The sequence below is a fragment of the Halomonas sp. EF61 genome, assembly GCF_040147045.1.
Classification (GTDB): Bacteria; Pseudomonadota; Gammaproteobacteria; order Pseudomonadales; family Halomonadaceae; genus Halomonas; species Halomonas litopenaei.
On the sequence record NZ_JAMSHM010000001.1, the window covers coordinates 493,811 to 506,906 of the forward strand.

10 protein-coding genes are annotated in these 13,096 nt (G+C 64.5%); 6 read left to right on the forward strand and 4 right to left on the reverse strand.

Annotated features, from left to right (window positions below; all coding sequences use genetic code 11):
* Window positions 1-96: 96 nt before the first annotated feature.
* Window positions 97-1,953, forward strand: a complete 1,857-nt coding sequence (locus NFI08_RS02060) for a monovalent cation:proton antiporter-2 (CPA2) family protein (protein WP_108449727.1) — start codon at window positions 97-99, stop codon at window positions 1,951-1,953.
* Window positions 1,954-2,096: 143 nt separating this feature from the next.
* Here NFI08_RS02060 and NFI08_RS02065 read toward each other — a convergent pair whose 3' ends face one another.
* On the reverse strand, window positions 2,097-4,433 hold the full coding sequence (locus NFI08_RS02065; RefSeq protein WP_108449726.1) for an ATP-dependent DNA helicase: 2,337 nt from the start codon (window positions 4,431-4,433) through the stop codon (window positions 2,097-2,099).
* Window positions 4,426-6,120 carry a VRR-NUC domain-containing protein gene (locus NFI08_RS02070; protein WP_349586812.1) on the reverse strand — a complete coding sequence of 565 codons (1,695 nt, stop codon included), beginning with the start codon at window positions 6,118-6,120 and terminating at the stop codon, window positions 4,426-4,428. Before NFI08_RS02070 ends, NFI08_RS02065 begins: the two co-directional genes overlap by 8 nt.
* Window positions 6,121-6,548: 428 nt before the next feature.
* On the opposite strand from NFI08_RS02070, the gene NFI08_RS02075 reads away from it, so the two are divergent.
* The 4 genes from NFI08_RS02075 (at window position 6,549) to NFI08_RS02090 (ending at window position 9,567) form a co-directional block, all read left to right on the forward strand.
* Window positions 6,549-7,328: a 3-hydroxybutyrate dehydrogenase gene (locus NFI08_RS02075; RefSeq protein WP_045991236.1), complete on the forward strand. Its 780-nt coding sequence runs from the start codon at window positions 6,549-6,551 to the stop codon at window positions 7,326-7,328.
* 121 nt (window positions 7,329-7,449) lie between these two features.
* Window positions 7,450-8,478, forward strand: a complete 1,029-nt coding sequence (locus NFI08_RS02080; protein WP_045991237.1) for a patatin-like phospholipase family protein — start codon at window positions 7,450-7,452, stop codon at window positions 8,476-8,478.
* Between the two features lie 258 nt (window positions 8,479-8,736).
* Window positions 8,737-9,117 carry a carboxymuconolactone decarboxylase family protein gene (locus tag NFI08_RS02085; protein ID WP_052704215.1) on the forward strand — a complete coding sequence of 127 codons (381 nt, stop codon included), beginning with the start codon at window positions 8,737-8,739 and terminating at the stop codon, window positions 9,115-9,117.
* Window positions 9,118-9,177: 60 nt separating this feature from the next.
* Window positions 9,178-9,567: a cupin domain-containing protein gene (locus NFI08_RS02090; RefSeq protein WP_052704216.1), complete on the forward strand. Its 390-nt coding sequence runs from the start codon at window positions 9,178-9,180 to the stop codon at window positions 9,565-9,567.
* Window positions 9,568-9,939: 372 nt separating this feature from the next.
* Here NFI08_RS02090 and NFI08_RS02095 read toward each other — a convergent pair whose 3' ends face one another.
* Window positions 9,940-10,974 carry an NAD(P)H-dependent flavin oxidoreductase gene (locus NFI08_RS02095; protein ID WP_349586817.1) on the reverse strand — a complete coding sequence of 345 codons (1,035 nt, stop codon included), beginning with the start codon at window positions 10,972-10,974 and terminating at the stop codon, window positions 9,940-9,942.
* The gene (locus NFI08_RS02100) at window positions 10,971-11,531 is read right to left on the reverse strand and encodes a retropepsin-like aspartic protease family protein (protein WP_108132253.1); all 561 of its coding nucleotides are present in this window, start codon (window positions 11,529-11,531) and stop codon (window positions 10,971-10,973) included. The genes NFI08_RS02095 and NFI08_RS02100 overlap by 4 nt, the downstream gene beginning before the upstream one ends.
* 134 nt (window positions 11,532-11,665) lie before the next feature.
* Between NFI08_RS02100 and NFI08_RS02105 the strand changes: the two genes are divergently transcribed.
* Window positions 11,666-12,931, forward strand: coding sequence for an E22 family MetX-like putative esterase (locus tag NFI08_RS02105; protein WP_349586821.1), 1,266 nt, complete (start codon window positions 11,666-11,668; stop codon window positions 12,929-12,931).
* The last annotated feature ends 165 nt before the right edge of the window (window positions 12,932-13,096 follow it).

The window sequence follows — 13,096 nt, forward strand, 5'->3', positions numbered from 1 at the left end:
TGCAACAGAGCCCACGCTGCCATCGGCATAACATGCATGCCGGTGACATCAGGTATGCTATGGGGCCCACCCACGAGCCGCCCTGGAGACCCGACCTTGGCCACCGCGCTGCTTCTCAACGTCTTGATCTTTCTCACTGCGGCGGTGCTGGTGGTCCCGATCATCAAACGCCTTGGCCTGGGGGAAGTGCTCGGCTACCTGATCGCCGGCGTGCTGATCGGTCCCTCGGCCCTCGGCCTGGTACCGGACGCCGAAGGGGTACTGCAGTTTTCGCAGGTCGGTATCGTCTTTCTGCTGTTCGTCATCGGCCTGGAGCTGAAACCGGCGCGGCTCAAGCTGATGCGCAAGGCGGTGTTCGGCTTTGGCAGCCTGCAGGTGGCCATCACAACCCTGGTGCTGGGGCTGACCGCCCTGGCACTGGGCCTTCCGCCGGTGGCGGCGGCGGTGGTGGGCTTCAGTCTGGGGCTTTGCTCTACGCCGCTGGTACTGCACCTGCTGGGCGAGCGCCAGGAACTCAACAGCCGCCACGGACGCCATGCCTTTGCGCTGCTGCTGTTCCAGGACATGGCGGCCATTCCGGTACTGGCGGTGATTCCGATCCTTGCCGCCGACTCGCTGGTCAGCGGCGGCATGACTGCGGTGCTCAAGGAAGTCGCCATCGCCGTCGTCGCGTTCACCGGTCTGATCTTTGGCGGGCGCAAGCTGCTGCCGCCGCTGTTCCGCCTGGCCGCGGCCACCGACAGCCGCGAAGTGTTCGCCGGCATGTCGTTGCTGGTACTGATCGGTGCCGCCCTGCTGATGGAGCTTGCCGGACTGTCCATGGCACTTGGCGCCTTTATCGCCGGTATCCTGCTGGCCGATTCCGAGTATCGCCACAGCATCGAGGCCGACATCGAACCGTTTCGCGGTCTGCTGCTGGGGCTATTCTTCATGGCGGTGGGCATGACCGCCAAGGTCGGCCTGCTGGCACAGTCCCCTGGGCTGGTGCTGGGGCTGACCGCACTGCTGCTGCTGGCCAAGGGCGCCAGCCTGATGATCGCCGCTCGGGTCTACCGCTGCGGCTGGCGCGAGACCACCACCCTCGGCGTGCTGTTGTCACAGGGCGGAGAATTCGCCTTCGTGCTGTTGACCGCCGCGGGTTCCGCCGCCTTGCTGGCGCAGGACCTCGTGCACGTTCTGGTGCTGGTAGTGTCGCTGTCCATGGCCGCCACCCCGATCCTGTTTCTGGGCCACGAACGGCTGGTGCGGCCATTGTTCAAGAAGCCTCGGCCCAAGCGTGACTTCGATGCCATGGACGATGATTCGCCACGCATCATTCTGGTCGGCTTCGGTCGCTTCGGTCAGATCATGGGGCGTGCGCTTCAAGGGCTCGAGATCCCCTACACCGTCCTCGACATCAATGCCGACCACGTCGACTTCGTGCGTCGCTACGGCAACAAGGTGTACTACGGCGACGCTACCCGACTGGACCTGCTGGATGCCGCCGGCGCGCGTCATGCCCAGGTGCTGGTGGTCGCGGTCGGCGATCCGGATATCTCGATGCGCATCATCCATCGCGCCAGCAAGCGCTTCCCCCACCTCAAGATCTATGCACGTGCCCGAGATCGTCACCATGCCCAACTGCTGATGCGTGCCAAGGTTGGCTTTATCCTTCGTGAGCTGCTGCCGGCGAGCCTGGAAATGACCCGTGAGGTGCTGATCGGGCTCGGTGTGCCCCGCGACCAGGCCCAGCACACCATCGACACCTTCCGCCCCCACGACGAGGAGACCCTGCGGCGTCAGCTCGAGGTCTTCGGCAACGAGAAGAAGCAGATGCAGACCGTGCGACAGGCGGCCAAGGAGCTCGAGACTCTATTCGAGGCCGACGAGGACATCCTGACCCGGGTCGAGGAAATTCCCCGGCGCCAAGCCTCGGATGGCGACGACACCAAGCGCTCGGCCAACGAGTCCTGACCTCCGGCCCTCATGCCAGAACCTCCGGCCCTTGTGCCAGAAGTCGCTTGCACTGCCATTCACCGGCCACGTCGACGGCCAGTCTGCCCTGGCGAGGACAGAGAACGGACAAGGGCAGCGACAGGTCAGACACAGGGACGACGTCAGCGCCGGGCCGTTTCCCACCAGCGGGGCAGCCTCGCCTGCACCTCAGGTCTGGCGAAGCGATCGTCCAGCAATACCAGGGTGCCGGTATCCTGGGGCCCGCGAATGACCCGCCCGGCCGCCTGGACCACCTTGATCAGCCCGGGGATACGATAGGCGTAGTCGTCACCGCGACCGAAGCGTTGCTCGAGGCGTGTCTTCAGCGCCTCCTGGCGGGCATCGCTGGGGGGAAGTCCCAGGGTGGCGACAAAGGCACCGATCAAACGCTCGCCGGGCAGGTCGACGCCTTCGGCGAAGGCGCCTCCGAGTACCGCGAAGGCGATCCCCTCGCCCCCTGGCACAAAATCCTCCAGAAAGGCCTCTCGCTCCGCCTCGCTCATGGCGCGTCGCTGAGTGCGCTGAGGAATGTCGGGATGGGCCTCGGCCAGGGCTTCTCGCACCTGCTCCAAGTAGGCGAAGCTCGAGAAGAACGCCAGATAGTGGCCGGGACGTCGACGGTACTGCTCGCTCATGACGTCGAGTATTCCCGGCAGGGATCGCTTCCGATCGCGGTAGCGGGTAGACAGCTGCGCGCACACCCGCACCTCGAGCTGCTCGGCGACAAAAGGCGACGCGACCTCGGACCATACCGTGTCCTCGGCTAGCCCCAGCAGGTCGATCTGATAGCGTGGTGGCGCCAGGGTCGCGGAAAACAGCACGCTTGCGTGAGCCGCGGCGAAACGGGGCCGCAGGAAGTCGGCGGGCACCTGGTTGACGATGGCCAGTCGTGCCCGCCCGCGCCCGTGACGGGTGAGCTCGCACAGCGAATGATCACCGAAACGCTCCGCCAGCCGAACGAAGGCCAACGCCTCGAACAGGCAGTCGGTCAGCGCCGGCTGGGTGTCCTCCGGATGTTCGCCCAGGTGGTCGCCGATGGCACCACAGAGCCCCTGAAGGGAGCCGATCAACTCCGCCGGCAAGGCGTCGAGGGCAAACCAGCGTGGCGCTTCGCGACTGCCCGGGTCCTCTCCGCCGTGCTGACGCACAAGTGCCTGCCACTGCTTGATCACCCTGGCCAGAGGCTGGCGCAGCGCCCCCGGCGCCTCCTTTTGCAAACGAGCAAGACGGCGCTGGTCGAGGCTCGCCGAGTACATGCCACGGGCACGCTCGATCAGGTTGTGGGCTTCGTCCACCAGCACACCCAGGCGCCACTGTCGCGCCTGGGCCAAGCCGTGCAACAGCGCGCTCGAGTCGAAATAGTGATTGACGTCGCCGACCACCAGATCGCACCAGCGAGCCATCTCCTGGCCCAGGTAGTAGGGGCAGACGCGATGCTCAAGCGCCACCTGCCTGAGTCCGTCACGATCTAGCCAGCCCTGCTCCACTGCCGCCTGCCTCGCCTCCGGCAGTCGGTCGTAGAAGCCCTCAGCCAGAGGACAGCTATCTCCGTGGCAGGCCAGTTGCGGATGCTCGCAGGCCTTGTCCCGAGCGATCAGCTCCAGCGTGCGCAGCTTGCGCAGTGGGCCAGGGTCGAGCTGCGCAAGTGCCGCCAGCGCCAGCTGTCGGCCGGTGGTCTTCATGGTCAGAAAGGCGGCGCGGTCCAGCGCCTGGCGGGGCATCGCCTTGAGCAGCGGGAACAGGCTCCCCAGCGTCTTGCCGATGCCAGTCGGCGCCTCGATCAGCAGATCCCGGCCAGTGGCGACGGCCTTGTAGGTGGTCTCGGCCATCTCGCGCTGCCCAGGCCTGAACGCCGGGTAGGGAAACGTCAGACGGTCCAGCGCTTCATCTCTCCGCCGGCGATGTGAGGCCTCGGCCAGCGCCCAGGCTCGATAGGCGCGACAGGCCGACTCAAGCTCCTGCCACAGCGTGGCGGCCTCGGCCTCGACGCTCAGGCAAGTCTCGCGACCGCTGACCAGATCCAGATAGACCAGCGCCAGGGTAATCCGCTCGCGCCCCTGCTGGCGGCACCAAAGTGCGCCGTAGGCCCGCACCTGGGCCCAGTGCAACGCGCGCTGATTGTCGGCCATGCGCTCCAGGCGTCCCCGGTGGGTCTTGATCTCTTCGAGTCGCCCACCGTTCTCGGCCACACCGTCGATGCGCCCCTGGACCTTGAGTCCCTCGAGGGTGGCGACCACCATCACCTCACTGCGGTAGTCTTCGCCACGTCGGGCCACGACGCGGGCATGGCCCTCTATCCCTTCCCGCGAGCTGGGGGCCGGGGTGAAGCGGTGATCCAGATCACCGCGTCTACCGGTGAACTCGCACAGTTCACGCACGCCGACGCTGAGAGAGACCGACTCGGCCGTGTCCGAGGTAGCTGTCTCGGCATCGTCAGACGTTGAAGATCCCTCAGCCATCGGACCACCTCACGTGGCACACCGACACCGGAATGCCGTGGCACTGGAAGTGCTCAAGCCAACGTCGCTGGTTGTCCTGCAGCCGGTCTCCTGGCGCCTTGACCTCGATCAGACGATAGCGGGGCTGGCCCTGCCCAGCATCGGGAAAGAACTGGATCAGGTCCGGCCAGCCCGATCGGTTGGCCTTGAGATCCTCGAGAAGGCGCTCGAACAGCACCGCCAGGTGTTCAGGCGCAATACAGTGAAGTGCCAGTTCCAGCAAGGCTTCGTCGAGCACTTCCCAGTAGACGAAGGGGTTGGCCAGCCCCTGCTTGTCGCGCCAGCTGGCCCTGATACGCTCGCGGTAGTCGCCGCTCGCCAGCGCCTCCAGGCAGGCATCGAAGCGATCACGCCGCCGCGATACGAAGTCTGGCCGATACAGATCCGCCGGCCCGCGATGGAAGGGATGAAAGAAGGCTCCCGGCAAGGGGGCGAAGATGACGTCCCAGCAGAGCAGCCCGAAGAGCCCGCCGAAGAGGTGATTCTCGACGTAGAAGGCTGGGGCCTCATCCCGGGCCAGGTGATCACGCAGCGCCAGCTCCACCGAGCCACTGACCGCCAGCGATTGTGGCGGCAAGCTCAGGCTCCAGCTCTTCGGCGGCGCCTGTGCTGCCGGCTTGAGCACCGGCAGACCCAGGCGGCGCTGCAATCGCGGCACCAGCCGGGCAAGCGCCTGGCGCTCGGCGTCGTCCAGCGGTGCCTCAAGCGCCTGGGTCGCCAGCGTCAACGCCTGGTGATGCTCGCCCTCTCGCTCCAGCAGGCGCAGTCGACGCACCCGCGCTTCGCCCGGGCCAGCAAAGGAGAAGATCTCCAGCGCCAGCGCCACCTGCCCCTCTCGCTGGGCCTGCTGGCCCAGACGCAGCAGCAGGCGAGACCGCCGTGCCGCGAGCCAGGGGTTGTCGTCGGGCAGCCTTGGTACTGCCGACCAGATATCAGCCACGGCTTCGCCGTCGTCGAATCGCTCTCGCAGCCGATGCAGGCAGAGATAGGCATCCACCTCCTGACGCTGCTGAAACCCCCGCGACGCGGGATCGAAACTCACCCGTTCATAGCGCATATGGCCAAGCTCGGCCATCACGAAATCGGACCAGCTCTGGCGCAGATTGCCGAAGAACATCAGGCGCAGTCGATCACACTCCGACATTACCGAGACCCGCACCAGGGTCTCGTCGGACTCAGGCCACCAGACGCTCCAGCGCCGCGGCGTGAACTGGCCGTCCAGCGCCTCGCACAGACGCGACTTGGAGACCGAGGTGGGCAGACCGCAAGCGGACACAGTTTCGGCGAAGACCCGTCGAGCCTCGGGCAGGCGCAACTGTGCAAGCAGGTCATCGAGACTCAGCACGGGATCAAGCTCCACCAGCTGCGCCGCCGCCAGTCGGCTCAGCGCCTGCTCGAGATCATCGACCTCGGTGTAGACCAGGCGACTTGTGCGAAACAGCTCACCCTTGCGCGAGACCATGCGTACCAGCAACGCCTGGGCTGCCTCCGGCAGCTCGCCGAAGGCCATGATAAAGCGCTGTTCTGGCTCTGCCAGCAGGTCGGCGTGGCGTGCCATCACCCAGTCGAGCACAAACTGAAAGTGACGCAGATAGTAGAGAGGATCGTCGCGCAGGTCGGCGGGTAGCGTGGGCGACTTGGGATTCATGCAGGCATTTTACCAGTGGTTCGCTGCGCTCCCAAGGAAGTTACCGACGCGCGCCCGGGTATTCGTCAGGCGGCAAACGGCTTTGCTGCTAAGCATTGATGAGCATTATGTGGATAAAGCCATTTCAGCAAAAGCCGAATCTTGCATGCCAGTCTATGCTGGTGACACTGTCGAACAAGGCCATGACTAACGAGCCTGCTGCCGGCCTGTCGCCTGATCGGACTCGGTGAAACACGTCGAGCTCTGTGGGGCTGGTCGATGTCGATGACGGCATCGACAAAGCTCGTCGATACAGCCCGACGATGAAGCCATCGAAAAAGCTCGTCGACGAAGCGAGGCCAGTGAAGCGACCTATCGGTCAAGCCATGAACACGCTGCAAGTTCCTGCCGGCCAGCACCGGCGATCTCGTCTCTAGAGGAAGTGATCCATGCCCCAGCAGAAGACCGCCATCATCACCGGCTCCACCAGCGGTATCGGTCTCGGTATCGCCGAAGGCTTCGCCAAGGCGGGCATCAACCTGGTCATCAACGGTATCGAGGCCGCCGCGGACGTGGAGGCCACTCGCGCCAGTCTCGAAAAGCACGGCGTCAAGGTCGTCTATGACAACGCCAACATGATGGACCCCGGCGAGATCAGCGCCATGCACAAGCGGGCCGAGGCAGAATTCGGCAGCGTGGACATCATCGTCAACAACGCCGGTATTCAGCACGTGGCACCGGTGGACGAGTTCCCCGAGGACAAGTGGAACGCGATCATCGCCATCAACATGAATTCCGCTTTCCACCTGACCAAGGCCGCCTTGCCTGGCATGAAGGCACGTGGCTGGGGGCGAGTGATCAACATCGCGTCCGCCCATGCTCTGGTGGCATCGCCTTTCAAGTCGGCCTATGTGGCCGCAAAGCACGGCGTTCTGGGACTGACCAAGACCGTGGCGCTGGAAGTCGCCGAACACGGCATCACCGTCAATGCCATCTGCCCGGGATACGTGCTGACGCCTCTGGTCGAGAAGCAGATTCCCGACACCGCCAAGGCACGCGGTATCTCCGAGGACTCGGTCATTCGCGACGTCTTGCTCGCCAACCAGCCGACCCGCCAATTTGTCACCACCGAACAACTGGCGGCCACGGCGCTGTTCCTGTGTTCGGACGGCGCCGCCTCCATGACGGGAATCGCCCTGCCGGTCGATGGCGGCTGGACAGCACACTGAAGCACCGTTCGACAGGGTGAAGCATGCGGCGAACCTGCCGCCGACGCCGCTGCTGCCGCACTTTTCCCGGCAAGGGAAGACGGCCTCACGGACGACCGCACCAAGATGACAGGAGAGCTTGATGGCCAAGCCACCCAAGAAAATAAGTCTGGCACTTCAGGGTGGAGGCGCTCACGGCGCCTTTACCTGGGGGGTCCTCGATGCCCTGCTCGACGACCCATGCATCGAGATCGAGGCCATTTCCGGCACCTCCGCTGGCGCCATGAACGCTGTCGTTCTGGCCGATGGTCTGGTCCAGGGCGGGCGAGAGGCTGGGCGCGAAAAACTGGAAACGTTCTGGCGTGCCGTGTCCCAGTCGGCGCGCTTCAGCATTCTGCAGCGCACCCCCTGGGATCGTCTTAGCGGAAACTGGAGCCTCGACTACTCGCCGGGCCACGTGTACTTCGACCTGATGACGCGATTCTTCTCGCCGAGCCAGTTCAACCCCATGAAGTACAACCCCCTGCGGGACATCATCGTCGAGCAGGTCGACTTCGACAATGTGTGTGGCTGCGACCAGATGAAGGTCTTCGTGGCCGCGACCAACGCCGAGACCGGGCGCGTCAAGATCTTCGATCGCGCCGAACTCACCCCCGACATGGTGATGGCGTCGGCCTGCCTGCCCTTCCTGTTCGAAGCGGTCGAAGTCGACGGCGTGCCCTACTGGGACGGCGGCTATTCCGGTAACCCTCCGCTGTTTCCCTTCTATCACACCACCGAGTCCCGGGACATTCTGATCGTCCAGGTCAATCCGGTGGAGCGTGAGGGGTCGCCGACCAGCGCCCAGGAGATCCTCAATCGCACCAACGAGATCACCTTCAACGCCAGTCTGCTCAAGGAGTTGAGGGCGCTTGCCTTCGTCAAGCGACTGATCCACGAAGGCCACCTCGACCCCAAGAACTATCGCGACATGCTGGTCCATATCATCGATAGCCAGGACCTGCTGAAACCCCTCGGGGCCTCATCGAAGCTCAACGCCGAGTGGGACTTCCTGTGCCATCTGCGAGATCTCGGCCGCAAACGCGCCCAGGACTGGATCGAGCAACACTACGACGACATCGGCAAGCAGGACAGCGTCGACCTGAGAGCCATGTTCGAGGGCACCCACTGATCGGCAACGGGCCCCGATAGGCGTTATGGCATAGCGGTGCCGGTAAGGTTGCAGACCCGGCACCGACCAAGCTGAGCAAACGGATCAGTCCGACGCGAAATGATGACTCAGCAAGATAAAACAGTCGTATGTTTCAAACGACATAGAGATTGGTAGCGGCAAAAAAATGGCTTGTCTTCCTGCTGCCGCCGATTACGGAAAGGCCGACACGGAATGCGATTACCCCGACCACTATCGTCGCCATGAGGATGCTGGAAAATGAGTTCCACCGCCGTTTCACCCAACATGGAGAAGGGACTCGCCTTCTTCCGTAAGCACAATCCCGCCGCCGCACAAGCGTTGGAGGAAAAGCTCGGTGACTTCGCCCCCGACCTGATGCGCCTGGTCGCCGAATTCCCCTTTGGCGAAATGTACGGTCGTGATGGCCTGGACCCCAAGCTGCGCCAGAGCGCCACGCTCTCGGCACTGGCCTGTGGAGGCCACGAGAATCAGCTACGCATCCATATCGGCATCGCACGCTCACTGGGCTTCACCCGTGACGAGCTGGTCGAACTGTTCATGCAGCTGGCGCCCTATGCCGGCTTCCCGGTCACCATCAATGCGGTGCTGGCCGTCAAAGACATCTACCCCGATACCTGAAGATCACCACGGTGATACACGCCCCACCAAACCCAACGCTGCGCAAGAAGGAATTACGCCATGTTTGAACATCAGAAAAATCCGCCGATGGAACCCGTTGACGAGGTCGATACCACACTGGCCTACATCGACCTTGCGGACGTCAAGCTGCCGGCAGGCGCTGCACCGCTCGAGCAACGTCACCTGCGCTTCCGCCGCGTCGACGTGGCACCAGGTGGCATCGTGCCTTACCACTCCCACGAAAACCGCCCGGCTATCCTGTTCGTGTTCCAGGGCGAGATCGTCGAGTACAACTCCAAGCATGAGCAGCCGCGCGTTCACAAGGCGCCGTCGATCATCGCCGAGTTCAACGAGATCTGGCACTGGTGGAAGAATGAGACAGACGGTGACGTCATCATCTACGCCGCGGACCTGGCCGAGACCGAGAAGTGCGCCGAAGGCGAGTGCTGATCGACAGACCGAAAGCATGCTCGGCGATGTCGTTCGCCCCGCCACAAGGCGGTAATACATCGGTAAAGCAATAATCAACCGATATCAGCAGAAGCCGCGGCCACTCATCGCCGAGTGCCGCGGCTTTTTTATGCCAGAGCGAAGCTGGATGTTATGCCAGAGCGCCGAGGCCTTACGTGCCAGAGCAAAGCCGCAGGTTATGCAAAAGCGCCGCGGCCTTGCGTGCCAGAGCGAAGCCGCATGTTATGCAAAAGCGCCGCGTGATTTCCGAAGCGTTAGCGCTGCCTCGCGACCCTGACCTGCCCGCAGGAACCGCAATCTACGCTTGTCGCCAGGTTGGCGTTGCGAGCGCACAGAACGACGTGCCCCTCATTACTCCTCGAGTTCGCTGGCCAGCCACTGGAGTTGCTCGGCCACCGGTACCTCACGACAGTGGCGCCGATTCTGGCCCGCCCACAGCGGAGAAAAGTCACCGCTGCAACGGGACTCGTGGGCCGCGCGCAGCTCGCACAAGGCGCTGGCAGCCAGCGGAAAGTCGGGTACCTCATCCGACAGCGGCCCCAGCTCGCGCATGGCACGATTGACGATCCCGCGGGCGGGCCGACCGGAGAAGACATTGGTGATGTCGGTGGAGGCTTCATCATCCAGCAGCGCCCTTCGGTGGACGGCCCTCACCGAGGCCTCGGGGCAGCACAGCAGTGCGGTACCGATCTGGACCGCCTGGGCTCCCAGGTCCAGTGCCTGCCGGACCCCCTGGGGGTCGCCGATCCCTCCGGTCGCCACCACCGGCAACGAGATAGCCTCGACCACCCGGGGCAGCAATGACGCCAGCGGCAACTGAAGACTCAGGTCGTTACTCAAGAAATGTCCCCGGTGACCGCCTGCTTCAAGGCCCTGGGCGATCACCACGTCGGCGCCATGGGCTTCCAGCCACCGGGCCTCATCCACCGTGGTGGCGGTAGACAGCACCAGCGCTCCGCAGGCCTTCACCCGCTCGACCAGTTGTGCCTCAGGTAGACCGAAATGAAAGCTCACCACTGCGGGACGGTGGCGCTCGACGATGGCACAGGCATCGCTGTCGAACGGCCGTCTGGTAGGCGTGTCACTTGGAGGTGGCGGCGCGATTCCCAACTCTTCATGGTAAGGGGCCAGCAACGCTCGCCACTTCTCCAGTCGACTCGGTTGAGGCTCGGGCGACACATGGCTGAAGAAGTTGACGTTGACCGGGCCTTGTCCTTCCACCGCTGCAAGGGCCTGATCCAGCGCCTCGAGGGCCAGCATGCCGGCAGGCAGGCCTCCCAGGCCTCCGGCTGCGGTGACCGCAAGCGCCAGTGTCTCGTCCTGGGCGCCGGCCATGGGAGCCTGGAGGATGGGCCACTTCAGCCGCAATCGAGAGAGCGCGGTCATGGTTGAATCTCCTTGTGTGGAGCGGCGTCGGCTCTCGGTGACGAGGAGCCGCGCGCCTGCAATTCCAGGATATCGCCACGGATGGCAATGTCGAAGCGTCCGAGAAAGCTCATGCCCAGCAGCGCCGTCTCACCTTCCATGCCCGGGCTGATGGAGCCATCGACCCGAGTCGCCGACAGGCCGCCCAGGGTAACGCTGTCGAGGCGTGTCAGGGTGCCTTGTGCACGACCATTGGCGGTATGAAACCAGGCGCTGCCGAGGTCCGGCAACGACAGTCTTGCCGCCAGATCTCCCGGCAGAGCGACACGGGTAGCGCCGGTGTCGACAAGGAAGGTCACCGGCGTGCCATTGATACTGCCGGGCGCAACGAAGTGTCCGCCAGGCCCGCGCTTGAGCCTCAACGGCTCGCCCTCGGCCACCTGATTCAGGTTGGCATTGGGGTTCAGGCGCTGCTCCAGCCAGGACGTCGCCCACCAGCCACCGAGCCCCATGAACAGCACCCAGAACAACAGCATCATGGCGAGCCCGGGGCCACGTGTCCCCTGTCGCTGGGTCATCGGTTTCTCCTCACGGGCGGTTTCGTCCTCCTCGCGCCGGGACGACGAAGGCAGCATGGCGAAGGCGCCAGGTGAACGCTGTACTGGTGTCTGTACGCGGCATCGTCCGCGCCAACCACCACCAGGGAAGGTTCATGATGACAGTTTATGCGTCCGCTCTCCATGACCGGCGCCAGCCTGGCGCCGCCGTCGCCCTTGGCCTCCTCGTCGCCTCGATCTGGCTTATCGCCTCGCCGGCACTGGCCAGCGCCGACAACCATGACGAGGCGGCCTCCACCGGCCTGGACAATGTCACCAAACAGGTCTTCGAGATGCCAAGCTACACCACCGTCGGCGGTGACACCATCGCCCCGGTCAGAGTCGGCTGGGAGGCCTATGGCGAGCTTAACGAGGCAGGCGATAACGCCATCCTGATCACCCACTTCTTCTCCGGCACCAGTCACGCCGCCGGCCGCTATGACGGTGAAGAGACCCCGGGCTACTGGGATGCCATCATCGGCCCCGGCAAGCCGCTCGACACCGACCGCTATTACGTCGTGTCGTCGGACACCCTGGTCAACCTCAACGCCGGCGACCCCAGAGTCACCACCACCGGCCCTGCCAGTCACAACCCCGACACCGGCGAGCCCTGGGGCACCGACTTCCCGTTGGTGACCATTCGCGACTTCGTCAATGTGCAGAAGGCCTTGCTGGATGATCTCGGTATCCAGCGCTTGCACGCGGTGATGGGTGCCTCCATGGGGGCGCTGCAGGCTTACGAGTGGGCCAGCGCCTATCCCGAGCGGGTCGAACGCCTGATTCCGGTGATCGGTGCGGGCGTGGCCGATCCCTGGCTGATCGCCAGCCTGGACGCCTGGGCCGCCCCCATCACGCTGGACCCCAACTGGCGCGGCGGTGACTACTACGCACAGACGCCACCGCTCGACGGTCTACGCGAGTCGTTGAAGCTGATCACCCTGCAGGCCAACCACTGGCGTTGGGCGGACGCCACCTTCGACCGCGACTGGGCCGACGCCAACACCTCACCGATGAGCTCACTGGAAGCCCAGTACGAGGTCGAGGCGACCCTGGACAACGTCGCCGAACAGCGGGCTGCCACCGCCGACGCCAATCACCTGCTGTATCTGGTCAAGGCCAACCAGGCCTTCATGACTGGCCATGGCGACAGCCTGGAGGCGGGCCTGGCCGCCATCGAGGCCCCGACCCTGATGCTCTACAGCGAAGACGACCTGGTGTTCTCGCCCCAGAAGGTTCGCGAGACCGCCGCACTGATCGAGGCCGACGGCACTCCGGTGACCCTCGAGGCCCTGGAGGGTGACCGCGGCCACATCGACGGTGTGGTGAACATCCAGCAGGCCGAAAAACAGTTGCGTGACTTCCTCGAGGCACCGATTCCCTGAACGCTCGCCGTCGCCGACCAGGCACCGGGGCCTGATTGGCGGCCCTGGCGCCTTTCCAGGACCGAGGCGATGGCCTCGATCACGCAGCTCCGCCAAGGCTGGACCTGTCGGGCTCGGCGTGCTGGGATAGCGCCTGGACCGCCCCACGCCAACTGGCACCAGCAC